Source organism: Pseudomonas sp. S5D5, from assembly GCF_003013355.1.
Classification (GTDB): Bacteria; Pseudomonadota; Gammaproteobacteria; order Pseudomonadales; family Pseudomonadaceae; genus Aquipseudomonas; species Aquipseudomonas aylmerensis.
In genome coordinates, this window is the sequence record NZ_PTEO01000001.1 from 3,105,156 (window position 1) to 3,128,743 (window position 23,588).

21 protein-coding genes are annotated in these 23,588 nt (G+C 61.2%); 7 read left to right on the forward strand and 14 right to left on the reverse strand.

Going from position 1 to position 23,588, the window contains the following annotated elements; genetic code table 11:
• Positions 1-11: 11 nt before the first annotated feature.
• From glgA to C9990_RS14520, 9 genes are all read right to left on the reverse strand, one after another.
• Positions 12-1,565, reverse strand: coding sequence for a glycogen synthase GlgA (gene glgA / locus C9990_RS14480; protein ID WP_065908128.1), 1,554 nt, complete (start codon positions 1,563-1,565; stop codon positions 12-14).
• 651 nt (positions 1,566-2,216) lie between these two features.
• Positions 2,217-3,170 carry a D-2-hydroxyacid dehydrogenase family protein gene (locus C9990_RS14485; RefSeq protein ID WP_106803708.1) on the reverse strand — a complete coding sequence of 318 codons (954 nt, stop codon included), beginning with the start codon at positions 3,168-3,170 and terminating at the stop codon, positions 2,217-2,219.
• Between the two features lie 26 nt (positions 3,171-3,196).
• Positions 3,197-4,210, reverse strand: a complete 1,014-nt coding sequence (locus C9990_RS14490) for an alpha/beta fold hydrolase (protein ID WP_106803709.1) — start codon at positions 4,208-4,210, stop codon at positions 3,197-3,199.
• Positions 4,211-4,255: 45 nt separating this feature from the next.
• Positions 4,256-4,699, reverse strand: coding sequence for a YqaA family protein (locus C9990_RS14495; RefSeq protein ID WP_106803710.1), 444 nt, complete (start codon positions 4,697-4,699; stop codon positions 4,256-4,258).
• Positions 4,700-4,702: 3 nt separating this feature from the next.
• Entirely contained in the window at positions 4,703-5,149 is a 447-nt protein-coding gene (locus C9990_RS14500) for a DUF411 domain-containing protein (RefSeq protein WP_065908136.1), read from the reverse strand.
• A gap of 111 nt (positions 5,150-5,260) precedes the next feature.
• Complete coding sequence (locus C9990_RS14505; protein WP_106803711.1) at positions 5,261-5,719, reverse strand: SRPBCC family protein; 459 nt, start codon at positions 5,717-5,719, stop codon at positions 5,261-5,263.
• Between the two features lie 78 nt (positions 5,720-5,797).
• Positions 5,798-7,792 (reverse strand): methyl-accepting chemotaxis protein, encoded by a 1,995-nt coding sequence (locus tag C9990_RS14510; protein WP_106803712.1) that lies wholly within the window; start codon positions 7,790-7,792, stop codon positions 5,798-5,800.
• A 173-nt stretch (positions 7,793-7,965) separates the two neighbouring features.
• The gene (locus C9990_RS14515; RefSeq protein ID WP_106803713.1) at positions 7,966-9,525 is read right to left on the reverse strand and encodes a M91 family zinc metallopeptidase; all 1,560 of its coding nucleotides are present in this window, start codon (positions 9,523-9,525) and stop codon (positions 7,966-7,968) included.
• Between the two features lie 162 nt (positions 9,526-9,687).
• On the reverse strand, positions 9,688-10,683 hold the full coding sequence (locus tag C9990_RS14520) for an aldo/keto reductase (RefSeq protein WP_106803714.1): 996 nt from the start codon (positions 10,681-10,683) through the stop codon (positions 9,688-9,690).
• A 117-nt stretch (positions 10,684-10,800) separates the two neighbouring features.
• On the opposite strand from C9990_RS14520, the gene C9990_RS14525 reads away from it, so the two are divergent.
• Positions 10,801-11,724: a LysR family transcriptional regulator gene (locus C9990_RS14525; RefSeq protein ID WP_106803715.1), complete on the forward strand. Its 924-nt coding sequence runs from the start codon at positions 10,801-10,803 to the stop codon at positions 11,722-11,724.
• Here the strand turns inward: C9990_RS14525 and C9990_RS14530 are convergent.
• Both C9990_RS14530 and C9990_RS14535 read right to left on the reverse strand, forming a co-directional pair.
• The gene (locus tag C9990_RS14530) at positions 11,717-13,243 is read right to left on the reverse strand and encodes a M91 family zinc metallopeptidase (protein WP_256595087.1); all 1,527 of its coding nucleotides are present in this window, start codon (positions 13,241-13,243) and stop codon (positions 11,717-11,719) included. The genes C9990_RS14525 and C9990_RS14530 overlap by 8 nt on opposite strands.
• A 111-nt stretch (positions 13,244-13,354) precedes the next feature.
• On the reverse strand, positions 13,355-14,263 hold the full coding sequence (locus C9990_RS14535; protein ID WP_065908148.1) for an AraC family transcriptional regulator: 909 nt from the start codon (positions 14,261-14,263) through the stop codon (positions 13,355-13,357).
• A 102-nt stretch (positions 14,264-14,365) separates the two neighbouring features.
• Between C9990_RS14535 and C9990_RS14540 the strand changes: the two genes are divergently transcribed.
• Genes C9990_RS14540 through C9990_RS14560 form a run of 5 tightly spaced genes read left to right on the forward strand, consistent with a single transcriptional unit; the run spans position 14,366 to position 18,772 of the window.
• Positions 14,366-14,926 (forward strand): carboxymuconolactone decarboxylase family protein, encoded by a 561-nt coding sequence (locus C9990_RS14540; RefSeq protein ID WP_106803716.1) that lies wholly within the window; start codon positions 14,366-14,368, stop codon positions 14,924-14,926.
• Between the two features lie 40 nt (positions 14,927-14,966).
• On the forward strand, positions 14,967-16,028 hold the full coding sequence (locus C9990_RS14545; protein ID WP_106803717.1) for an acyl-CoA dehydrogenase family protein: 1,062 nt from the start codon (positions 14,967-14,969) through the stop codon (positions 16,026-16,028).
• Positions 16,025-16,828, forward strand: a complete 804-nt coding sequence (locus C9990_RS14550; protein WP_106803718.1) for an ABC transporter ATP-binding protein — start codon at positions 16,025-16,027, stop codon at positions 16,826-16,828. Before C9990_RS14545 ends, C9990_RS14550 begins: the two co-directional genes overlap by 4 nt.
• Positions 16,815-18,014, forward strand: coding sequence for an ABC transporter substrate-binding protein (locus C9990_RS14555; protein WP_106803719.1), 1,200 nt, complete (start codon positions 16,815-16,817; stop codon positions 18,012-18,014). Before C9990_RS14550 ends, C9990_RS14555 begins: the two co-directional genes overlap by 14 nt.
• Positions 18,011-18,772 (forward strand): ABC transporter permease, encoded by a 762-nt coding sequence (locus C9990_RS14560; RefSeq protein WP_106803720.1) that lies wholly within the window; start codon positions 18,011-18,013, stop codon positions 18,770-18,772. The genes C9990_RS14555 and C9990_RS14560 overlap by 4 nt, the downstream gene beginning before the upstream one ends.
• 63 nt (positions 18,773-18,835) lie before the next feature.
• Here the strand turns inward: C9990_RS14560 and C9990_RS14565 are convergent, their stop codons facing one another.
• A complete protein-coding gene (locus C9990_RS14565) occupies positions 18,836-22,420 on the reverse strand; it encodes a membrane-targeted effector domain-containing toxin (protein WP_157955076.1) in 3,585 nt (1,194 codons plus the stop codon).
• A gap of 172 nt (positions 22,421-22,592) precedes the next feature.
• The gene (locus C9990_RS32770) at positions 22,593-22,727 is read right to left on the reverse strand and encodes a hypothetical protein (RefSeq protein WP_256595088.1); all 135 of its coding nucleotides are present in this window, start codon (positions 22,725-22,727) and stop codon (positions 22,593-22,595) included.
• A gap of 171 nt (positions 22,728-22,898) precedes the next feature.
• On the opposite strand from C9990_RS32770, the gene C9990_RS14570 reads away from it, so the two are divergent.
• Positions 22,899-23,087 carry a hypothetical protein gene (locus tag C9990_RS14570; protein WP_016978057.1) on the forward strand — a complete coding sequence of 63 codons (189 nt, stop codon included), beginning with the start codon at positions 22,899-22,901 and terminating at the stop codon, positions 23,085-23,087.
• Between the two features lie 15 nt (positions 23,088-23,102).
• On the opposite strand, the gene C9990_RS14575 is transcribed toward C9990_RS14570, so the two are convergent.
• Positions 23,103-23,483, reverse strand: coding sequence for a fe2+ zn2+ uptake regulation protein (locus C9990_RS14575; RefSeq protein WP_065908163.1), 381 nt, complete (start codon positions 23,481-23,483; stop codon positions 23,103-23,105).
• Between the last annotated feature and the right edge of the window lie 105 nt (positions 23,484-23,588).

Below are 23,588 nucleotides of genomic sequence, written 5' to 3' on the forward strand. Positions count from 1 at the left end.
ACCTCCCTTGATTATTTAGTCGATTTCCCCAAGGCCTTGGCCACCAGTTGTTCATACAGTTCGGCGTAGGGTTCTACCGCCTGGCACCAGTTGAAGGGCTGGGTCATGGCGCGGCTGCGCATGGCGTTGAGCAGGCCCTTGTTGGCGAACACGCGAAACGCGCGGCTCAGCGCCTCTTCGTAGCTTTCTACCGTGGATTCATTGAACAGGAACCCGGTGACGCCATTCTCGATGGTGTCCGCCAGCCCGCCGGTGTTGCGTGCCACCGGCAGCGAGCCGAAGCGCTGGGCGTACATCTGGCTCAGGCCACAGGGTTCGTACCGTGAAGGCATCAGCAGGAAGTCGCTGCCGGCGAACATGCGGCGGGCGTCGGTTTCGTTGAAGCCGATGCGCACGCCGACCTGCCCAGGGAAGCGCAGCGCCAATTCACGCATGGCTTGCTCTTCTTCGGGCTCGCCGCGACCGATGATCGCGATCTGGCCGCCGTTTTCGACGATAAAGCTCGACACGGCCTCGGTCAGGTCCAGGCCTTTCTGGTAGACCAGGCGCGAGACCACGGCGAACAGCGGGCCGGTGGAGTCATGCAGGCCGAACAATTCGCGCACGTGGCCGGCGTTGATCGCCTTGCCTTCCCAGTCGCCAATGTTGAAGTTGTGGGTCAGGTGCGTGTCGGTGGAGGTTTCCCAACTTTCATCAATGCCGTTGGGAATGCCACTGAGCAGGCCTTGCTGGGTCTTGGCGGCAAGGAAACCGTCGAGGCCGCAGCCGAATTCCGGGGTGGTGATCTCCTGGGCGTACGTCGCGCTCACGGTGGTGATATGGCTCGAGTAGGCCATGCCGGCCTTGAGGAACGACATCTTGCCGTAGAACTCCATGCCTTCCTGTTGCAGCGCGTGGGGTGGAATGCCCAGCTCCGGCGTCGAGGCCAGGCTGACCACACCTTGGTAGGCCAGGTTATGGATGGTGAACAGGGTCGGGGTGCGTGACCCACGCCAGTGCATATAGGCCGGGGCGAGGCCAGCGGGCCAGTCATGGGCGTGCACCAGGTCCGGGCACCAGTGGATCTGTGCGAGGTTGGCGGCCATGTCGGCGGCGGCCAGGCCCAGGCGGGCGAAGCGAATATGGTTGTCGGGCCAGTCTCGGCCGTTATTGGCGCCGTAGGGCGTGCCTTCACGCTCATAGAGCTCAGGGCAGATCAATACATAGATAACCAGGCCGTCCTTGAGGTCCATGCGCCCGATCTTGCACGGCGGCAGCGCGGCATGGCCACCCAGCTCACCAATGATATGGATCGGGTTGTCACTTTCCATTACCTGCGGGTAGCCGGGGATCAGCACACGCACATCGTGCAGGTGCGCCATGGCACGGGGCAGGGCGGCAGACACGTCGCCCAGGCCGCCGGTCTTGACCAGGTCGGCGAATTCGGAGGTGACGAACAGGACTTTCTTGCGATTGGGATTATGACTCGGGACCGGCCGCACCGTGTTGAGGTCGACTAAAGCTGTCGACCCGCCAACTGGCTGACTAACACGCTCTCCTTGAATACTTGCAGCGGCACTGATCATAGTTCTCTCCACGTGTTGGTCGGCTAGTGGCCCGCTGCCACTAGCTCCGTTGACCGCATCCTGCGGCCAGGCGCACAAGCGCAATGACAAACTGGCAAGGCGTATGCCAGTTGCACGGTTAGCTCAAAAAGAATGGATAGACGGCATCTGGTGTGAACCGCTTGTGCGCGCCTTACCCTAAACCTGACCTATGGCAGAGTTGGAAAGTTTCGATTTTTTCGCGGGGTTTTTGTTTTGAAACGGACCCATCGGTCATCAGTCTAGGACAGATCCTAGAGCCTGTAGGGTTTGTGGGGGATTTTTGTAGGACAAAATACTTGTAACGATATGCAAAGCTGGGAAAATGGGGGTGGGGTTGGTGGGCGGGTTAGGCGGAGGTAGGGTTGCAGGGGGTGTGACGGTGAAGTGCTCCGATGTGGTGCGTGTGGTGCATCAGGTTGGGCGGGGGGGCAGGTTTTGGGGCTGCTGCGCAGCCCAACGCAGGGCAAGCCTGCTCGCCACAGGGGGAGCGGCTTGCTAAGGAGCAGGGGTTCCCTTACGAAGTTTGCTTGCTAAGGGGGAGGGGTTCCCTCATGAAGTTTGCTTGCTAAGGGAGGAACGGTTCCCTGATCAAGTGTGCTTGCTAGGGGAGAATTGCTGCTCCCCACGCTGTCAGTTGAGCGGTCGGAGGGGGGCCTGATTGGCCCAGGCTTGGATGTCCTCGATCATCTGCTGGTAGAACTGCCGGTAGTTCTGCTCGCTGACATACCCCACGTGCGGTGTGGCCAGGACATTGTCCAGTTGGCGAAACGGATGGTCGGCGGGCAGCGGTTCTTCGCTGAACACGTCCAGCGCGGCGCCGGCCAGTTGGCCGTTTTGCAGGGCCCGTACCAGTGCCTGCTCATCCACAATCGGACCGCGCGCGGTGTTCACCAGGCGTGCGCTGGGTTTCATCCAACCCAGCGCCTCGGCATCCACCAGGCCGCGGCTGCGGTCGCTGAGCACCAGGTGAATGGTGAGAATGTCGGCCTGTTCAAACAACTCGCGTTTGCTGACCCACGTCACGCCCGAGGCGGCTGCGCGTTCCGGCGTGAGGTTTTCACTCCAGGCAATCACGCGCATGCCGAACACCTGGGCGAACTGCGCGACTTTCTGGCCGATGCTACCGAGTCCGAGAATTCCCAGGGTCTTGCCATACAGGTCGCCGCCCAGTCCCACCTGCCAGCCGCCCGCTCTCAGCGAGTTGGCTTCGGCCACCAGGTTGCGCGTGGAGGCCATGATCAGTGCCCAGGTCAGTTCCGGCGCGGCCTGTTTGTAGCTGTCGGTGCCACACACCTGGATGCCCAGCGCCTTGGTCGCCGGGATGTCGATGGCCGCGTTGCGCATGCCGCCGGTCACCAGCAGTTTGAGCTTGGGCAAGCCCTGCAGCAGGGCCTTGTCGAAAGTGGTGCGCTCGCGCATCACGCAAATCACCTCAAACCCCTGCAACCGCTCGATCAGAGTGGCGGTGTCCGCCGGGTAGTCGTGCAGGAAATGCACCTGGCCTACCGACTCCAGCACCGACCAGTCCACCACGCCACTGGCTACGTTCTGCCAATCATCAATGACTGCGATCTGTACCGACATTCACGCGTGCCTCGAAAAAGGTTGGATTAAAGGGCGTTCAAGCCCTGCAACAATGCTTTATTGAACTGTGCCGGTTCTTCCATTTGCGGTGCATGGCCCAGGCCCGGGAATTCCACCAGGGTGGAATGCGGGATCAGCTTGGCCACCTGCTTGCCGAGTACCGCGTAGTTGCCGAGCTTGGCCTTGACCTCCGGCGGCGCCAGATCCTTGCCGATCGCGGTGTTGTCCGCGGTGCCGATCCACAGCAGGGTCGGCATCTGCAGGTCCTTGAACTCGTAGTACACCGGCTGGGTGAAGATCATGTCGTAAATCAAGGCCGAGTTCCATGCCACCTGGGTATGGCCCGGGCCTTTGTTGAGGCCGGCGAGCATATCCACCCAGCGGTCGTATTCGGGCTTCCAGCGCCCTACATAGTAGGTGTTGAGCTCGTACTTGCGAATGCCTTCGGCGCTGAGTTTAAGCTCGCGCTGGTACCACTGGTCGACGCTGCTGTAGGGCACGCCGAGGGCTTTCCAGTCTTCCAGGCCAATCGGGTTCACCAGCCCAAGCTGCTCGGTCTGGGCCGGATAGAGCAGGGCGTAGCGGGTGGCGAGCATGCCGCCGGTGGAGTGGCCGATAATGGTCGCCTGGTGAATGCCGAGCTTTTCCAGGAGTTGATGGGTGTTTTGCGCCAGTTGCTGGAAGCTGTACTGATAATGATCAGGCTTGCTGGAGGTGCAGAAGCCGATCTGGTCGGGCGCGATCACCCGGTAACCGGCCTCGCTCAAGGCCTTGATCGAGCCTTCCCAGGTAGCGCCGCAGAAGTTCTTGCCGTGCATCAGCACCACGCTGCGCCCGTTGGCCTTGCCGGTGGCGGGGATGTCCATGTAGCCCATCTGCAGGGACTTGCCCTGGGACTGAAAGTTGAAGTGCTCAAGCGGATAGGGGTACGCAAAGCCTTGCAGTTCAGGCCCGTAGGCAGGGCCTTCAGTGGCTGCGAACACCGGGGTGACACTGGCGGTGAGCAGGCCGGCAAGGCAGAAGGTGCGGATCAGAGGCATGGGCGGGGCTCCAGACAAGATGTCTCGGATGCTGTTGGGAGGCGATTAAGTGGGGATTAACACCCACTGCAAGGTCAGGGCTGCCAGCACCCCGTAACGCACGCCCTTGGCCAGGGTCACCAGCAGCAGGAAACGCCACAACGGCTCGCGCATCACCCCGGCCACCAGCGTCAGTGGGTCACCGATGATCGGCACCCAACTGAGCAGCAGTGTCCAGTGCCCCCAACGCTGGTAATGGTGCCGGGCTTTGGCCAGTTGCGGGTCGCTGACCGGAAACCAGCGCCGGTGCTTGAAGCGCTCCACCCCGCGCCCGAGCAGCCAGTTCAGCACCGACCCCAGCACATTACCCAGCGTCGCGACCACCAGCAGCCACCACAGGCTGTAATGCCCGCTGAGCAGCAGGCCAACCAGCACGGCTTCGGATTGCAGGGGCAGCAGGGTCGCGGCGCCAAACGCAGCGAGAAACAGCCCCAGGTAACCGGCAAGCATCGGTCAGTGTGCCGGGTACTCGGCCACCACCACATCCTGGCCGTCGCGGGTCAGGCCGATGACCTGATACGCCTCGCTGCGCCCTTCGACTTCCATGCCCGGCGAACCCATGGGCATACCCGGTGCGGCGATTCCCAGCAGGTCGTTGCGCTTGCGCAGCGCCAGCACCTGCTCGGCGGGCACATGGCCCTCGACGAACTTGCCGTCGATCACGGCGGTGTGGCACGAGCCCAGGCGCGGCGCCACGCCAAGGCGTTGCTTGACGTCACTCATATTGGCTTCGACATGGTCATTGACCTTGAAGCCGTTGCTTTCCAGGTGGCTGATCCATTTCTTGCAGCAACCGCAGTTGGCGTCGCGGTGTACGTCGATGGGGATCAGGTCGGCGGCCTGGGCCAGGGTGGTGGTGAACAGGGCCGACAGCAGGGCCAGGCGCAGGGTGGTTTTCATCAAAAGGCTCGCAAGCAGGAAGTGGCGATTGGGATGGCGGCGATCATGACGACGTCATCGCAGGCAAGCCAGCGCCCACCGGCGAGCAACCTTCGCGGTAATGTTTCAAAATTATACGAAGGGCGGATTTTCCAGCCGATGCTTGAGTTGGTCCAGGGCAATCGCGGACAACTCGATCATGCGCTCATGCAGGGTGGCCAGCTGCAATTCGGTCTCATAGGTCAGCACGCGCTTGAACAGCGTGCCGCCGCGAAACGGCTGCAGGAAGTAGTGAATGGAGCCATCGACGGCGAGGGAGGTAAACACGGTCTTGAACTCGCCGGGGCGGCGGGCGACCTGTACGCGGTAACTCATGGGCACGCGCACGCCCAAGAGGTCGATCATTTCGGTAAAGCGCGTGCCGACGGGGAGTGAACCGGTGGTGCCGGTGTCGGCACTCAGGGATGTGGGGTGCCATTCGTGCCAGCGATCCGGCTGGGTCACATAGTCGTAGACGGCATCGATGGGGGCCTGGATAAAGCGTTCCTGACTGATCCGCTCCAAGCGGACTGACTGCTCTGCAGCGCGCATGGCACACCTCCTGTGTGGCTGTGAACTGTCAGAATAGTCCGACTCCCGCGCATTGCACGGGAGTATCCAGGCCATTTATCAGCTCACCTTGAAACGCCCCATCAAGGCAATCACGCGTCCATTGGCGTCCAGCAGGGTCTGCGTATTGGTTTGCGTGGCATGGCCGCTCTGCACCAGTTCCTCGACCATATGTCGGATCTGCACCATGCTGCGGTTGATCTCCTCGGTCACCGCGCTTTGCTGCTCGGCGGCCGTGGCGATCTGCGTACTGAGGTTGTTGATATGGCTGACCGAGCCTGCCATCTCGTCCAGGCCGGTGTTGACCCGCGCGGTGGCATCCGCCGCCGATTGGCAACTGGCCTGGGTGTTTTCCATGGCCGCCACCGACGAACTCACCCCGGTGGTCAAGCGCGCGAGCATTTCGTTGATCTGCGAGGTGCTGGCCTGGGTGCGCGCGGCCAGTGCTCGGACTTCGTCGGCGACCACGGCAAACCCCCGGCCTTGTTCGCCGGCCCGTGCCGCTTCGATTGCGGCGTTGAGCGCCAGCAGGTTGGTCTGGCCCGCAATCGCGCCGATCACGCCCAGGGTTTCGGTGATGCGCGCGGCGTCCTGGCGCATGTTCTCCACGGTGTGGGTGGCGCTGGCCACTTCGCCGATCAGGGCGCTGACACTGCTGGAGGCTTCGCCGACCACCACGCGGGAACGGTCGGCGTGTTCGTTGGCGCGTTGAGTGAACGAGGCGGTTTCTGCGGCGTTCTGCGCAACCGTGTCGGCGGTGGAACTCATCTCGGTGATGGCGGTGACGGTCTGGTCGGTCTCCGAGGCGTGGCGCACCAGGATCTGGTTGGTGTGCGCCGAGGTTTTCTGCAGTTGTTCAAGGCCCGACGACATGGCGCCGGTGGCCTGGGTGACCTCGCCGATCATGTTTTGCAGGTACACGATAAAGCGGTTGACCGAGTGGCCGATGGCGCCGAGTTCGTCTTCAGCACGGATGGTGATGCGTCGCGTCAGGTCGGCGTCACCGGCGGACAACGCGTCAATATTGGCTTTCAGCGTGTTCATGCGCTGCACCAGTTGGCGGATCGCATAGGCCGCCAGCAGCACCAACAGCAGCACCATGGGGATTTGCACCAGGGCCAGGCTGCCGAGCACGTCGTCGCGCTGGGCGGTGATCAACGAGGTGGGCAGGGCGGTCGCCAGGAACCACGGCGTGCCTTCGATGGGGCGCATATAGAACGTGCTGGCCACGCCCTGGTTGTCGAACTCGCTGCGCTGCAAGGCCTGGTCACGGTGGGCCAGGGCTTTGCTGACCTGGGCGGCAAATGCCGAGGTGCCGGTGAGTTCGCTGATGTTCTTCAACACCACCGGGCCACTGAGGCGCGTGCTGTTGCTGATGATCTTGCCGTCGCCTTCGACGATCAGCATCTGCCCGCCGATGTCTTTTTCCTTGCTGGCCACCAGCGCGTTGAAAAAGCCCAGGGTCACATCAATGGTGGCGACGCCATACGCCGCACCGTCCCGCTGGATCGCCATGGCGCAGTTGGTGCGCGGCTCCTGGCTGGCGTCGTCCTTGTAGGCTGCAGCCCAGGCACATTGGCCACGCGGCGCGGCGAGGCCGCCCTTGTACCAGCTCTGGTCGTAGTAATTGGGGGCAGGGTCGCTGTTCCAGAACGTGTTCACTACGAGCTTGCCCGACGCATCGCGGTGCCAGAACGTGCTGTGCTTGTTGCGCCCCGGCGTGCGCTGGTTGGGCAGCGGCCAGATGCCGCCGCCGAAGACTTTCAGCTCGCCGTACTGGTCCACCAGGCCGGGCAGGACCTTGTCGATGGCATCGCTGTCGAGCAGCACAATGGTCTGGGTGATGCTGCGTTGCTGGGCCTGGACCTTGTTCAGTTCGCCCTGGATCTGCTCGGCCACTTCACTGATGCGGTTGAGCACCACCTGTTCTTCGGTGTACTGCAGCTTGGGCGCAACCAACTGGCCGATACCCACGACCGTCAAGACCAATAACACCAGGACGAACAGCACCAGAAACAGGGTGTAGCGAGTTTGGATGGAGCGCAGTGGGGGCATGGGATTCGTCCTTACGAAGCGTTTATTGTCGACGCGGCTTTTTGGAGCTTCGTAGGGCTATCGGCGTGGATGGGCGGAGCTTTAGGTACGATGGTGCTAAATAGCTGGGGCTGACCAGAGCGAGGCCGACTACCCGCCGCGCTCCGTGTCAGAACCGATATTGAGGCGCCGCTCTACGTCCCACGACCTTGATCGCTAGGTGACCATAAAACGGTCTTCCTCAAGGGTTTGCCCATCTCTTCATTCAGGGCGTTTTCGGTGAACGGTCTCGGATTGACGGTGCTCGGCGGTGTCGAGGGGTCATTGTCGAAATCAAAAGGTTCGGCATCGCTGGGCAGGCCAATGGCTTGACGTACTTCATTCCTGGCGAGACCCGATTCTCCCGGCGCTTCGCGGGTTTCCCCCGGCAGAAATGTTCCGGTTGCGCCATTGTAGGCGGAGGCCACCTGAGCGAAGAGAGCGGTGGCGGGTACCCGTGTGTTGGTGCGGTCGGCGTTTTCGAGCGTAGCCGGCGAGTCAAAGTGAATGATGCCGCGATCGGCGCGGGCACCGGGCACGCCATTGGTGATCGTCCCGAAGGCCCCTTCGCCTGCGCTTTCGGACTCCTCAGGTGTCATGTTTTCCAGTCCAGTGCTGCCAAACAGATATTCGTTACCGCCGTGGTTGATCGGCCGTATGCTGACCTTGGCGCCATTTATTGCCGCAAGTTCATCCATTCGCTTGAGTGCCTGTTGCCCCGTGGGTGAACTGCGCAGAAATTCAAAATCGTCGGCGACGCTCTGCTTGAACTCCTGTGCCTGGTCCTCGTTGACTTCTGGTGGGACGTCCACGCTGAAGCCGCGGTTGCCGGCATTGCTGGGTTTGACCTCGGTGAAAGCCGATCCTTGAGTACGGTCGAAACTATCCCCGGCCTTGGCGTAGATACGGTCATTGGGCTGGTTGTTCCAAATGCTGTCTTTGCCTTTGCCGGTGTAGAAGGTCGTGCGTGCGTTCCCGACCAAGTTGTCATCGCCATTGCCACCATGTGCAACGGTGTGCCCGCTGCCGGAGAAGAGCACATCGTCGCCGTCGCCACCGTCCATGTAGGTTTGCTTGGTGGCGGGGCCAGAGCCCGCGATGAGCAGGTCATTGCCCTTGTTGCCGTACATCACGCCGTTGCCGCTGCCGCCGATGATCGTGTCGTCGCCCTCGCCGCCGGCGGCATAACCCAAGCCACTGCCCAACACCAGGGCATCGTTGCCGCGCCCTCCGAACAGCCTGCTGCGACCGCCGCCAGCCTGGATGCGATCGTCACCATCACCGCCTTCCACTCTTGTACGAAGCTTGACGTCATCGTCGATGATGATCGTGTCGTCGCCGCCGTGGGTATCGATCGCCAGCTCCTGCTCGCGGTCTTCCTTGCTTTTGACGTCGAATACATGCGGTTTATCGTTGATTGTGATCTGCAGCTTGTCATTCGGTAAATTGCGCACATGGACCCGGTCAGCGCGATCACCGGTTTCTACGTGCAGGAAATTGTTCAGGATCTGCGGCTTTTTCGGGTCACTGGGGTCCCAGTCGATTGACCGGCTGATTTTGTTGCCACCTTCGTCAAACAGCACCTGTGTCCGGCGGTTAACCATGTCTGGCTTGAGGTCGGTCGGTGGGGTATAGGGCGAGGTGGCTGTCTCGGGAGGCTTGGGTAGCTGGGCGTAAGGCTGGGTGGCCGAGGGGTTGGATGGCGTGGATATCATGACAGGTCCTTTTTATCGACTCTTGAGGCGCGCCTGATGACGCATCAGGGCTGCTCTTACGTGGCATCGCGCCTGCAAACGTTCCTCTCGCCCGGGGCCTATTGAGTGCCAAACGTTTCGTCGTGGGGGCGCCTCCCTCCAGGCGCCCCGTGGGTTTGGCGGTCAGATATCCAGCATCGCCATTACCGCCTCGGGATAACGCAGGCCGGCGGTGGCATCGGCCGGGAAGATCGCCTCCAGCGCGGCCAGCTCGCGGGTGCTGAGGGTCAGTGAGACGGCGGCGACGTTTTCTTCCAGGTACTTGCGCTGCTTGGTGCCGGGGATCGGCAGAATGAATTCGCCCTGTGCCAACACCCACGCCAGTGCCAGTTGCCCGGCCGTTACGCCTTTTTCGGCTGCGAGTGCCTGGACCTGTTGGACCAGCAGCAGGTTTTTCGCAAAGTTGTCGCCCTGGAAGCGCGGGCTGAAACGGCGGTAATCATCGGCAGCGAAATCATCCGGGCTTTTCAGCGCGCCGGTGAGAAACCCCCGGCCTAATGGACTGTACGGCACAAAGGCGATGCCCAGGCGTTGGCAGGCAGCCAGGCAGCCGTTGAGTTCCTGGTCGCGGCTCCACAGTGAATACTCGCTTTGCAGGGCGCTGATGGGGTGCACGCGATGGGCGCGCTCCAGTGTGACGGCAGACGCTTCGCTCAGCCCCAGGTAACGCACCTTGCCCTGTGTGACCAGATCGGCCATGGCGCCGACGGTTTCTTCGATGGCCACGTCGGGGTCGATACGGTGCTGGTAGTACAAATCCAGGGTGTCGATGCCCAGCCGTTGCAGGGTGCCGTCGATAGCATTGCGAATGTATTCGGGCCGGCCATTGACCCCGCGCACTGCCGGATTCGCCGGGTCACGGACGATGCCGAACTTGCTCGCCAGGAACACCTGGTCGCGCTTGCCGGCGATGGCTTTGCCGATCAGTGCCTCATTGGTGTGCGGGCCGTAGATGTCGGCGGTATCGAGGAAGTTGATTCCCAGTTCCAGCGCGCGATGCAACGTCGCGACGGCCTCCTGGGTATCACTGCCGGTGGTGTAGAAATCCGTCATGCCCATGCAGCCGAGGCCGATGGCGGAGACGTGCGGGCCGTTTTTACCGAGTTGACGAGTGTGCATGGGTCCAGCTCCTGGGTGGGGAAGGGCTCCATTGTCATCCTCGACAAAACCTTGATAAACCGGCTAAAAGCACTATCACTATTCGTAATTTCTAAATAGTCAGCCAGGAGCCGGCCCGTGGACCGTTTTAATGCGATGCGTGTGTTCACCCGGATCGTCGAATTGGGCGGGTTCGCCAAGGCGGCCGACAGCCTGCAATTGCCACGCGCCTCAGTGACCATCCTGATCAAGCAACTGGAAGCGCACCTCGGCGTCCAACTGCTGCAACGCACCACGCGCCAGGTCAGCCCGACCCTGGACGGTGCGGCGTACTACCAGCGCTGCGTGCAATTGCTTGCCGACCTTGAGGAAACCGAGGCAGTGTTTTCCACGCGCCGGCAGAACCCGCGCGGCACCTTGAGCGTTGATATGCCCTCGGGTATCGGCCGCTTTCTGGTCATTCCCGCCTTGCCGACATTTACTGCTCGATACCCGCACATTGATTTGGAAATTGGCCTCAACGACCGCCCGGTGGACCTGATCCGCGAGGCCGTGGATTGCGTGTTGCGCGGTGGCCTCGCCTTGGACGAATCGCTGGTGGCGAGGCCGTTGGCAATGATGGATCAAATCACCTTGGCGAGCCCCGGTTATCTGGCGCGCAAGGGCGTGCCGGCAAGTCTTGATGACCTGGCCGGGCACCACATGGTCGAGTACGTTTCCAGTGCCAGCGGCAAACGCTTTGGCCTGGAGTTTCAATTCGGCGCTGAACTGCGTGCGGTCAACCTGCCCAAGGTGGTTGCGGTCAACAGTGCCGACGGCTACTTCTGTGCCTGTGAAGCGGGCTACGGGTTGATCCAGGCGCCGTACTACCACGCGATGCAGCGCCTGGCGCAGGGCAGCCTGGTGGAAGTGCTGGGGCAGCTTGCAGTGCCGAAAATGGCGCTCACGGCACTGTACCCGCCACACCGGCAGCTGTCGCAGCGGGTGCGGGTATTTGTCGATTGGCTGGTGGAGTTATGCGCCCAACCCGGCACCGGGCTGCAACGTCAGCGTCTCAGGTGAGGTAGGTTTTGCGCTCTGGAAGACCCATTTCGCGCCTCATGCCATTCTCCGTGAAATGCTCGGGGTTGATGCGGGTGGGCGGGGTGGATGGATCGTTATCGAAATCGAAAGGCGACGCGCTGCTCGGCAAACCGACGACCTGGAACTCAGTGTTCCTGGTAGGAATTGAAATGTCAGGGCGTGCTGGCGGGTGCTCTATGGTTGTGCCTGGCAGGTTTGTTCCCGTCGCACCGTTGTAGGAATGCCCCACTTCATGAACCAGCCCGATGAGTGGAAATCCAAAGGTGCGTCCATCCGGTGCGACCGTAGTGCTTGTGTCGTAAGCGATCACCCCCTTATTGGCGCGCGAGCCAGGTTTATTGTCGGTGATCTTGCCCCTTTTAGGGTCATCACCGTCTATACGGCGACCGTTTTCCCAAGCCTTATCCAGTTCCAAACTCCCGAAATTGTAAGCGTTGCCTCTGTCTGTTTGTTCCTCGATAGTGACTTTTCCCCCTGCCACGGCGGCTTCCCTGTCCATATCCGTGAGCATCTTTTGCCCAGTGGGAGAGCCGCGCAGAAACTCGAGATCATCCTCTACGCGTTGTTTGAATTGTGGCGTGCCTACGACCCCAAATCCCGCACCGCCAGCAGTGCTGGGTTGCACCGGGGTCAATGTTGAGCCTTGCGACCGGTCGTACACATCGCCGGTCTTGGCATATATATGATCGCCTTGCTGGTTGTTCCAGACTCGATCCTGACCTTTACCGGTGTAGAACGTCGTTCGATCGTGCCCGACCAAATCGTCGTCACCTTTGCCACCATGGAGTACCGTATGCCCATTACCGGCGTACAGCCGGTCGTTGCCTGCTCCCCCATCCAGATAGCTCTGTTTTGTGGCGGGGCCGGCGCCCGCATACAGCCGATCATCCCCGTTGTTCCCGTACATGGCTGAATTGCCGGGGCCGCCGATGATGGTATCGTCGCCGTCGTTGCCTTCGGCATAGCCTGCATGCGAGCGCAGCTTAAGCGTGTCGTTGCCCGGCCCGCCCAGAAGCCGAGTGATGCCACCGCCGCCAGTGAGCGTGTCATCCCCTTTGCCCCCTTCAATCGTCAGCGGGTTTTTCACGTCTTCACTGACGGTTACCTGGTCGTTTCCGCCGTGGGTTTTGATCAGCAAATGCAGGGGCTTCCCGTCTCGGTCCTTGTCATCGAGCGCGTATGACTTTCCATTGATCTGGACCTTGAGACGGCCATCAGGGTTTTTGCCGACATGGACCGCGTCGGCAGCATTGCCCGTTTCCATCACCAGTGTGAGTTGCTTTAACTCCGGCGGTCTGCTCAGGAAGTCCCACTTGGCCTGCCGTGAAATCTTTGAGTAATCGTCGTTGTGCAAAACCTCGGTCTTGGTTTGCATCGGGCCCTTGCTCGGGTCCAAACGCGGCTGGACGTAGATGGAATCCTCGGACGCTGAATGTTTTGCATCGCGCAGCGGATCATGGTTTTGGCGGCTTGTCGGAGGTGCTGCGGGGTTGATCATGGGTGAGAAGTTCCACAGTTTGCCGAAGATGTACTCCTTGTGTGTGAGCGCCGGAAAAACAGTTCCATATTTTCTTACAGCTTGATTGGCGTAAAACTACACACTTGCATTTTATTTCGACGCCAAACCCTTGCGGTAAGCCCCGGGCTGCTGCCCGGTGACCTTATGAAACGCGCGCGTAAACGCCGCCACTGATTGATACCCCACCGCCAGCGCTACATCGGCCACGGTCTGGTCCTGCTTGAACAGTTGGCAGGCATGGCGCACGCGCATCATCAGCAGCACTTGCCCCGGCGATTGCCCGCACAGCTCATTGAACCGCTTGAAAAACGCCGAGCGCGACAGCCCGGTGCAGGCGGCCATGCTTTCCAGGCTCCAGGGTTGCTCGGGGTGGGCGATCAATTGCTCGAGCAAATGCGCAAATGTCGGCTGCCGGGCCAGCGCGGCAAGGCCGCCAAGTTCGGTGTTATCCAACACCTGTTGGCGCAGCACATACAGGAACAGCAGATGGCAGAGGCGTTCCAGCAAGGCGGAAGAGGGCGGAGTGCGTGCGCATTCTTGCAGGATCAGGTCGAACAGGTTGCGCGCAGCCGTGAGTGACGGATCGCCGGCTCGCAGCACGATCCAGGCGGGCAGGGTGTCGACAATCATCGCCGACAGGCCGGACTGGAAATGGAAGAACCCGCAGACCAAGCCCACGCCGTCGGTGGCGCTGCTGTCCAGCGGCTCCATTGGGCGACGCGGGCATTCCTGCGCGCCCGCCGCCGTGGCTTCACCCGACAGTCGATACTCAAGGTCACGCAGCAGGAACACCGCGTCGCCGTTGTCCAGCGCCACCGGGGTGGGCTCGCCATCGATGTGCAACCAGCACTGACCCTGCACGATCAGGTGGAAACTGGCCCGGGCCAGGCCGTGGGTACTGGCGTGCCAGTCGCCGCAATAACGCCCGACGTGGAACAGGCTGGTGTTGAGTTCGAGGCTGTCTAATAACCAATCGACAAGTGCACTGGACGAATTCATCTAATGGAAAGACTCAAGAGCAAGTAATCGCTACTTTAGCCTATTGAGGGGTTTTTTTATAACCAACAGACTGGTTACACCAACCCCCAAGGAGACCACTCCATGTCCCGTGTACCGCTGCTCACCCCCGAAACCGCCCCGGATGCGGCCAAACCCTTCCTCGAAAACGCGCTGAAAGGCTCGGGGTTTATTCCTAACCTGCTGGCGGTGCTGGCCAATGCTCCGGCGGCGCTGGAAACCTACATCACCGTCTCCGGCCTGAACGCCAAGACCGAACTGAGCCTGGCTGATCGTGAAGTGGTGCAATTGATTGCCGCGACGACCCATGGCTGCGACTTCTGCGTTGCCGGTCACACCGCCGTGGCGCGCAACAAAGCTAAGCTGCCGGAGGCGGTGATCGAGGCCCTGCGCCAGCGTGGCGAATTACCCAATGCGCGGTATGAGACACTCGCCGCCTTCACCCGTGAAGTGATCGCCACCCGCGGCGATGTCAGCGATGCCGGTTATGACGCGTTCCGTGCGGCAGGCTACTCCGAAGGCCAGGCCCTGGAAGTTATTTTGGGCGTCAGCCTGGCAACCCTGTGCAACTTCGCTAACGTGTTTGCCCGTACCCCGCTGAACCCGGAGCTGGCGCAATACCGTTGGGAAAAACCGGCCAGCTGAAGTGGCGATGGTCCCTCTGCGTTAACAAGGAGAAACATGAATGCTTGACCCTATCTTGAGCCGTTGGCTCGATGTTCAAGCGCAGGCCCTGGATGTGGGCAGTTGCGATCCACAGGAAGTGCTGCCACGGCTGGCAGAAGCCAATGTATTGCGTATCGGTGTGCCCACGGCACTCGGCGGGCTGGGCGGGGATGTGGCCGGCGCCGTGGAGGCCATCGCCAATGTCGCCAGCCATTCGCTGGCGGCGGCCTTCGTGTGCTGGGGCCAGCGTTCGTTTATCGAGTATTTGCTGCAAAGCCCAAATGCGCGGCTGCGCGAGCAACTGCTGCCGGACCTGCTCAGCGGCAAGCTGGCGGGGGCGACCGGATTGTCGAATGCGATGAAGTTTTTGTCGGGCATCGAGACGTTGCAGATCAGCGCCGAGCCCAACGACCACGGCTGGACCCTCAACGGTCGCCTGCACTGGGTGACCAACCTGCGCAAGAACGGCTTTGTTGCCGCTGCGGCGATTGAACATGCCGGCGGTGGCGCACCGTTTATCCTGGCGATTCCGGACTCGGTGGCCGGCTTGCAGCGCTCGCGCGACCTGGAGTTGCTCGGCCTGCAATCGAGCAACACCGCGGCGTTGGGCCTGGAAGGCGTGGAGCTGAGCCGCGACTGGTTGCTGCATGACGATGCGCGCAAGTTTCTGCCAGCGGTACGCCCGGCGTTCCTTGGCCTGCAGTGCGGCATGTCGATCGGCCTGGCGCGGCGCTCACTGGCTGAAGTGGCCAACCATCTGGGGGCCAGCCGTACGGTGTTGCGTGAAGAACTCGAGACATTGCGCGTGACCCTCGATCATTTAGTCAGCGAGTTGAAGAGCGGTCTGTTGGCCGGGCGCTTTGCCGCCGAGCCGGTGCCGTTGTTCAAGCTGCGCATCGCCCTGGCCGAAACCGCCGCCAGCGCTGTGCAGCTGGAGTTGCAGGCCAGCGGTGGCAAAGCCTATCTCACCGCGCATGGCAGTGGGTTTGCGCGACGCTGGCGTGAGTCGGCTTTCGTGCCGATCGTCACGCCAAGCCTGGTGCAATTGCGCACCGAGTTGCAGCGTCAGGCCAACCTATGAGCCCGGCGGTATTGACGGCCCAGGGGATTTGCCTGGGGTATTCCAGTGGCCCGGTATTGCAGGGATTCGACCTGCAGTTGCAACCTGGCGAAGTGGTGTCGATCCTGGGTCCCAGTGGTGTCGGCAAGTCCAGCCTGTTGCGTGTGCTGGCCGGTTTGCAGGTGCCTCAAGGCGGCAGCGTACGTGTGCTCGGTGAGCCTTTGAATGGCCCGCATCCACGCGTCGCGGTGGCGTTCCAGGACCCCAGCCTGTTGCCTTGGCTGAGCCTGGAAAAGAACGTCGCCTTCGGCCTGGATTTCGCTCGCCAGCCGCACCTCAGCCCTGAAGAACGCCGCCACCGCGTCGACCACGCCATCGCGGCCGTAGGTCTTGAGCACGCGCGCCAGCAGTTTCCGGCGCAGTTGTCCGGTGGCATGGCGCAGCGCACGGCGTTGGCGCGCTGCCTGGCTCGCCAGCCGCAGGTATTGCTGCTGGATGAGCCATTCGGCGCCCTCGACGAAGTTACCCGCGCGGACATGCAGCACCTGTTGCTCAAGGTCAATCGCGAGCAAGGCGCGGCGGCGGTGCTGATCACCCATGACATTGATGAAGCGCTGTTGCTGTCCGACCGCATCCTGCTACTGGGCAACCGCCCGGCGCGGACGCTGGGCGAATGGCTGATCGACCTGCCGCAGCCGCGTGAAGAACAGGTGGAAGCCATCGGCACGCTGCGCATCGAGATTCTCAAAACCCTACGGCAGGCGAGCCGCCCCCAACCCAACCCCCTTGACCTGCCGGAGCCCTGCCATGTGCCTGGATGACCTGACTCACTCGCGCCGTGATTTTCTCAAACTGTCTGCCGTACTCAGCGCCGCCGGCGCGTTGCCCCTGTTGAGCAGCCTGCAGGCGCGCGCCGCCAGCGAGCCGGATGCGCCGGTACGCATCGGCTACTTGCCGATCACCGACGCCACGCCGTTGCTGGTGGCCCACAACAATGGCCTGTTCGAAGCCGAAGGCATCAAGGCCGAACGCCCGGTGCTGCTGCGCAGTTGGGCGCAGGTGATCGAGGCGTTTATCTCGGGCCAGGTCAACGTGATCCACCTGCTGTCCCCCATGACTGTGTGGGCGCGCTATGGCAGCAAGGTGCCGGCCAAGGTGGTGGCGTGGAACCACGTCGGCGGTTCGGGCCTGACCGTGTCACCGGGCATTACTGAGGTGAAGCAACTGGGTGGCAAGTCGGTAGCGATTCCGTTCTGGTATTCGATCCATAACGTGGTGGTGCAGCAGCTGTTTCGTGACAACGGCCTGACCCCGGTCGCCCGTGCGGCCGGCAGTGCGATTGCCGCGAACGAGGTCAACCTGATCGTGCTGCCGCCCTCGGACATGCCGCCGGCCCTGGCCAGCAAGCGCATCGATGGCTACATCGTCGCCGAGCCGTTCAACGCCTTGGCGGAGAACCTCAAGGTCGGCCGTGTGCAGCGCTTTACCGGTGACGTGTGGCGCAACCATGCGTGCTGCGTGGTGTTCATGCATGAACATGACCTGACCAACCGCCCTGAATGGTCGCAGAAGGTGGTGAACGCTATCGTCAAGGCCCAGGTCTGGACCCGCGACAACCGCGAGGAGGCGGTGAAACTGCTGTCCAAGGACGGCCCGAACCGCTACACGCCGCATGCCGAACCGGTGCTCAGCAAGGTGCTCGCCCCGGTGGCCGGCGACCGCGCGGCCTACCTCGCCGATGGCGCTATTCAGCACGCCAATTGGGATGAGCACCGCATCGACTTCCAGCCCTATCCGTTCCCCAGCTACACCGAGGAACTGGTGCGGCGCTTGAAAGACACGCTGATCGAGGGCGACAAGAAATTCCTCGCTGACCTCGACCCGGCCTTCGTGGCCAAGGACCTGGTGGACGACCGCTTCGTGCGCAATGCCATCGAGGCGGTGGGCGGCATGAAGACCTTTGGTTTGCCGGACGGCTTTGAGCGGACCGAGGAGATTGGCGTTTGAACAACCGCAGAGTCCCGGGCTGGTTGCTCGGGTTGAGTGGCCTGGCCGGTTTGCTGGTGCTCTGGTGGCTGGGGGTGAAGGTATTGGGCGACGCGGACGGCCTGTCCGCGCGCTTTTCGCTGGCGGCGACGTTCACCAGCCTGTGGGAATTGCTCGGGCGGAGTGAGCTGTATCTGCACATCGCCGTCAGCCTCAAGCGCATTTTTGTCGGGCTGTTCCTGGCCTTGCTGGTGGGGGTGCCACTCGGGCTCCTGGTGGGCAGTTCGCGCAACCTGGAGGCGGCGACCACGCCCGCGTTCCAGTTCCTGCGGATGATCTCGCCGTTGTCCTGGATGCCCATCGTGGTGATGCTGATGGGGGTAGGGGACCCGCCGATCTACTTCCTGCTGGCCTTTGCCGCTGTGTGGCCGATCATGCTCAATACCGCAGCCGGCGTGCGTCAGTTGGATCCGCGCTGGTTGCAATTGAGCCAGAGCCTGAGCGCCACGCGCTGGGAAACCTTGCGCCGCGTGGTCATCCCCGGGGTGGTCGGGCATGTGCTGACCGGCGTGCGCCTGGCCATCGGGATCCTGTGGATCGTGCTGGTGCCGTGCGAAATGCTCGGGGTCAGTGCGGGGCTGGGGTATTACATCCTGGATACGCGTGATCGGTTGGCTTATTCGGAACTGATGGCGATGGTGCTGTTGATCGGGGTGTTGGGGTTTGCGCTGGACGCGCTTGCACGCGGGCTGCATCAGCGATGGGTGCATGCGGGCTGACAGGCCCTGAAACGAAAGCCCGGCATTTCGCCGGGCTTTCGTGGGTCGGTTCATCGACCCGGCTTACGCCGCCACTGAATTCCTGGGTGGCGCTTTTTCCTGTTTGAAGATGTGCAGGTCACCAGGCAGGTCGTCCGGTTTCAAACGCTGGGCTGGATCAGGCACGTGATTGGTTTTCCTGAGCCCGAGGCTTGGCCCCGGATCGGTCCTTTTAAACACCCCGACACCGATGCTGCCCGTCAACTCTGCCACGCCCGGGATACCTTGGCTGGTTTTCATGTGGGCGTTGCCCACCAAGGCAATCCATTTTTCGCCCGCGGAGTTTTGCCGGATGGTCTGCGCGGCGTAGTAGTTGAATTCCTTTAGCCTTGGCACAAAGTCCTCGGCCTTCATCGCTTGCTTGTACAGCTCGCGTTCATCCTTGTGCCGGGTCAAGTAACAATGGTCCAGCGGCACGACTTCAATGCCTGCATCGGAAAACTGTTTAACCAGTTGATTGAAAGAGGGGAACCGTGGGGTTATGCCATCCCCAAGGTAGCCGATGCCGTCGTCGACGAGCTTCATCTGTGCGTCATAAAACGTGGCTTCCATATACAGCTTCTTCACGCCTTTTTGCTTGAAGGTGTCCACGTTGTCGAACAGTGTCTGGAAGCTCGCCAGGTCTTTGTGAACGTCACCAAAGACTACCCCATCTGCCGCGTCCAGCGCTTTTTCGATCAGTTGTGAAGGTGTGACACTTTTGGGGATCTCGGGAATGGTCGGGCGTGCTGGCAGTTCGCCAGAGGCCATGCGTTGGTAGAAGGCGTCCATTTCCCGACTAAACTTTTCGCGGGTCGCGGCTTTTCTGCTGGGGGTGAAATGGGCGTCATTGCGCGCACCGTTGATGCTCGTTACGTACTCTGCGTCAGGCAAGTGGTCGGTTTTGGGCGCGGTGTGGACGTGACGGCCCTGCCGGTCGATGGGGTTATAACGGGCGTTACCTGGCCGTCCTATGGCGCCCTCCATCCTAGGCGAGGGCGGCATCATTGCATCCAGAGGGTTGAAGTCGTCCAACGGGGTGCCGTAAGGCCTCATCTGGACCGGATCGTAGGCATAGCGTTGGCCATTCGCCAGGATGGTGTCGGCCTCGTAGGTCTGGCCTGCGTACTTGAACGAACCGTACGTCAGGGGCCCATGTTCGCGGCTCATCGTATTGGCCAGGTTCAAGGAGTCTGTCGCGCCCTTGATCTTGTCCACACCCTTGCCGATCAGCTTGGCGCCACCTTCCACCAGGTCGCCGAGCCCACCCAGCGGGTTGAGTTCACTGATGACGGTGGTCCCGAGGATTTTCGCGACCTTCAAGGCCTTGCTCGCCGCGCCGGCAGCTTTAGCGCCGACCTTGGCAACCTTCCCCGCGCCGGCGGTGACAAACCCGAAGATATCCATGCCCAGGTCGATTGCGCCGTCCAGGTGGTTACCGTTTTGAAAGTTGACGATCGCCGACCTGAGGGGAATCAGGTCGAGAAAAAAATCCGCCAGTTTCCCCTCGGTTTCCATTTGCTTGTCGAACGTCGTGGTGCCCTTGGCCTGCTTGACCACATCGTTGTTATCAATATCCAGGTGTTCGACAAAAGCATCGGCAATGGCCTGGGTTCGCGTGCTTGCAAAGCTGTTGGGGGTGGCGCGTGGCTCGCTCGCTTGACCGCCTGAAGCCAGGGCTGCGGCAACGGTATCGGAGGGTTTGAACGACTCTATCGGAAAGACACGGTTGGCTTCGCGCTCGCGTTCTTGAGTCAGGACGGTGTTCGGCACCGCGGTGATGGACCCCCGTTTAAAGTCGATCTCATAGACCTTTTCGCCGTCTACCCCCGTGGTTTTGACCAGCAACGCCTGGTTTTTTTCTGCGAGGGTTCGATCGGTAAAGCCCAGGCCCAACTGGTAGGTATGATTTTGAAAGAACTCGAGCTTGCCGTATTCGAATTGTTCCCTGTCAGGCAGAGGGAGCTGGGCAATCATCTGTTTGACGGCCGTCTTGAGGCCTTGTTTGCGCTGGTCGATGGCTGTGGTGAATTGAGTGTCGAACTCGGTTTTCACCTCCAGATTGAGGGACTTGCCTCGTGTCGCCTCAACGATCCGATCATCGGTGGATTCCCATTCATACTGGTGCAGGCCGCTCATGGCGATATCCAGCAGCGAATGCGGGCCGGCGGGCGCGCGATTGGGGTCGTAGAGCGGCTGGGCGTGAGGCTGCACGGTCTGCTTGACCGTCAGGAGTTTCTCTTCAAAAGGTACGTTCTCGCCAAACCGTTCTTTCAGCTTGGCCAGCGCAATTTCCTTGCGGCTGGGAATAGGGGCCTCAATCTGGCTGCTGGCGTCGACGCGCATGCGTGCCTGCTGATTGAAGGCACTCCTGACCTTCTCAACGTCGGTGGTGTTGTAACGGCCAGCCTCTGTTTCAGAAAGCACGCCGTTGACCACCCCCCAGACTCGCAGCGCCGCGGTCTGTGCCTGTTGGGTCATGGCAAGGTTTTGCAGGCCGGCATTCTCGGCCTCCAGCATGACTTGGGCAAAGGTCATATTGGGCACCTTACCAGGTGCCTGGTGTTCTATCGTGGCCGCTGCGATCGATAGGCTGACCCAGGCAGGGCTGCCATAGGTGACATTGGCGGGGATATCTTTGATCAGCAGTTCAGGGGCTGTCCTGGCCAGTAGCAGGTAAGCACCGACCTTGGCCATTCCAGATGTGGTGTAGCGTTTGGTCTCCAAATGCTTGCTGAGGTTGTCCACTATCGTGGAAGCGGGTTTGCCCCAATGACTTTGCTGGACCAGATCGAAGCCAGCAACCTTGGTTTTATTGGGCTCAGCAATCGATGTCGGGTCCAGAAACAAATTCATCGCCGCCAACGTGTAGTCGTTTACGCTGGTATCGGTGGCAATCCCGTTCAATTGGGTCTGCAAGGCTTGGCCCAACCCTTGCGCACGCGCGGTGCCAAGGAGTGTTTCCAGTGCCTTTGCCGGGTCCTTCAGGGCCTCGGCAGACAGTGGCTGGTTGCTGTTCAAGTACTCCAGAAGCCCCTGGCTTGTCACCATCGGTGGGGGATTCGGATGCTCTGTCACATAGAGCCGCGCGTTTTCCATCAGCGAGCGCTGCGCCTGGCTACTCAACGGCACTGGCCAGGACAGCGCGCCACCAAAGTTGCCCAGTGGGTGTTCCATGGAGCGGTCGAGCACCGCGTCGGCCAGCGCGGTCAGGGAAAAATGGCTGTTGGGCATCTTCAACCCGTAGTCGGTGATGAAGTCTTCAAGCGTCGATGCGGTGTCTACTTGCGAGGCGTAGGTTGAGGCCGGATGAATATCCATGAGAGCGGTCGTCAGCGCGGAGATGATGGCCTGGGGCGTGGTGTTCACACCCAGGCGGGCGGCTATCTCGTTGAGCTTTTGCCCCAGGGTCCGCAGGTTCTGGTTGTCCGCCAGGGACCGTGACAGCCCGGTATGGCTGGTGTCGGTGGGTGAGCGCCGCTGGCGCCCTGTAGGTGTCTGGTCGGCGTCCTCTGAAGGCTGAGGTGTCGGTGCAGGGCTGACCAATAATGCGGGTGTCGCAGCGGGAGTGGGAAGCGGGAGAGTTTCAGCGCTGGGCTGGTGGGGAGGTGTATAGGCAGATATTGACATCGGTGGGTACCTTTTTGACTTGCCAAGAAAAGCGCCTGTCATTAGGAGGTTCCCTGTTCCTCAGGCGCCTCTTTGGGTGTGGAAAACACCCGCCGAGGTTCCTCCTGAGGAGACTGCTGTGTGTAAGACCGAGTGTCGGTGAATCAGAGAATTTTCTGATACCGCTCAGGCGTCAGCGGTGGTAGTACCCCGGCCCGCCTTCTGAATAGCGATGGTCGTGCCAGCCGCCTCCGTGCGGGAAAAAGAAGCAGCCGCTCATGCTCAACATGACCAGCAAGGGGATCAGCAGTGCGATACGACGAAGCATGTCCAAGTCCTCCGGGGGCTTACAGGATCAATCAGGCGTCAGACAAGCCAAAGCTTTTCATCGCCTGTAACATAGGACCCTGCCGACCCGCGTCCATCCCCGTTGCCGGGTATGTACTTGGCATGTTCGGCGATACAAAGTGGATACATTTTTCAGGTTCAGGAACCCGTCATGACCCAAAAGCAACGTTTGAAATACTCGATTCTGATCGCCCTGGCGGTACTGGCGACGATGTTTGGCCTGTCCTATCTGCAGAACATCGGGGCGATCAGTGAGAAGACGTTCCAGACCATCGCCATTGCCGTTGCAGTGGTCGTGGTGGTGATCAACGGCATCATGCGCCGCAAGGTCAAGCTCTAAGCCTGCGACGCAACGTCAGGCGCGACCTTCGAGTACCTTCGCAGCCTCTTCATGGAGGCTGTAGCTTTTATCTGCATTGAGGGTAATCACGCCCTCGCTGCACAGGCGCTTGAGCACCTCGCGCACACTCAGAAACGACAGCGGGATGCCCAGTTCGAGCAAATGGCTGTGCACGCCGCGCACGCCCAGCGTGCGCTGGTTGTCGGCGGCGGTGAGCAGGGCGTCGATGACCTTCAGCCGAATCAGGCTGGTGCGCAAACCGAAACACTTGAGCAAATGGCGAATACGCTGGTTGCCTTGCTGTTCGGGCGCTTTGCCGAACGTCTGTGCGCCGCTGCCGTAATGGGCGTCGGCTGCCGGTGAATGTCCGTCCGTGGGCACTTGCGGGTTGTACATGCAAAACTCCTTATCAGAGCCTGATCAGGAAAATGATGGCGCTCTTAGTTAATAAGACGTACGAGCGAGCAAAATCATGAAGTCTCGGATGTAGAAATTTTGTCG

Coding starts and splice junctions, on each gene's coding strand:
- C9990_RS14505 (WP_106803711.1), bottom strand. CDS start 5,719: ATGCGCGCTGCAGAGCAGTCAGTCCGCTTGGAGCGGATCAGTCAGGAA.
- glgA (WP_065908128.1), bottom strand. CDS start 1,565: ATGATCAGTGCCGCTGCAAGTATTCAAGGAGAGCGTGTTAGTCAGCCA.
- C9990_RS14545 (WP_106803717.1), top strand. CDS start 14,967: ATGCTTGACCCTATCTTGAGCCGTTGGCTCGATGTTCAAGCGCAGGCC.
- C9990_RS14530 (WP_256595087.1), bottom strand. CDS start 13,243: ATGATCAACCCCGCAGCACCTCCGACAAGCCGCCAAAACCATGATCCG.
- C9990_RS32770 (WP_256595088.1), bottom strand. CDS start 22,727: ATGCTTCGTCGTATCGCACTGCTGATCCCCTTGCTGGTCATGTTGAGC.
- C9990_RS14565 (WP_157955076.1), bottom strand. CDS start 22,420: ATGTCAATATCTGCCTATACACCTCCCCACCAGCCCAGCGCTGAAACT.
- C9990_RS14515 (WP_106803713.1), bottom strand. CDS start 9,525: ATGATATCCACGCCATCCAACCCCTCGGCCACCCAGCCTTACGCCCAG.
- C9990_RS14485 (WP_106803708.1), bottom strand. CDS start 3,170: ATGTCGGTACAGATCGCAGTCATTGATGATTGGCAGAACGTAGCCAGT.
- C9990_RS14540 (WP_106803716.1), top strand. CDS start 14,366: ATGTCCCGTGTACCGCTGCTCACCCCCGAAACCGCCCCGGATGCGGCC.
- C9990_RS14570 (WP_016978057.1), top strand. CDS start 22,899: ATGACCCAAAAGCAACGTTTGAAATACTCGATTCTGATCGCCCTGGCG.
- C9990_RS14555 (WP_106803719.1), top strand. CDS start 16,815: ATGTGCCTGGATGACCTGACTCACTCGCGCCGTGATTTTCTCAAACTG.
- C9990_RS14490 (WP_106803709.1), bottom strand. CDS start 4,210: ATGCCTCTGATCCGCACCTTCTGCCTTGCCGGCCTGCTCACCGCCAGT.
- C9990_RS14550 (WP_106803718.1), top strand. CDS start 16,025: ATGAGCCCGGCGGTATTGACGGCCCAGGGGATTTGCCTGGGGTATTCC.
- C9990_RS14500 (WP_065908136.1), bottom strand. CDS start 5,149: ATGAAAACCACCCTGCGCCTGGCCCTGCTGTCGGCCCTGTTCACCACC.
- C9990_RS14535 (WP_065908148.1), bottom strand. CDS start 14,263: ATGAATTCGTCCAGTGCACTTGTCGATTGGTTATTAGACAGCCTCGAA.
- C9990_RS14520 (WP_106803714.1), bottom strand. CDS start 10,683: ATGCACACTCGTCAACTCGGTAAAAACGGCCCGCACGTCTCCGCCATC.
- C9990_RS14510 (WP_106803712.1), bottom strand. CDS start 7,792: ATGCCCCCACTGCGCTCCATCCAAACTCGCTACACCCTGTTTCTGGTG.
- C9990_RS14575 (WP_065908163.1), bottom strand. CDS start 23,483: ATGTACAACCCGCAAGTGCCCACGGACGGACATTCACCGGCAGCCGAC.
- C9990_RS14495 (WP_106803710.1), bottom strand. CDS start 4,699: ATGCTTGCCGGTTACCTGGGGCTGTTTCTCGCTGCGTTTGGCGCCGCG.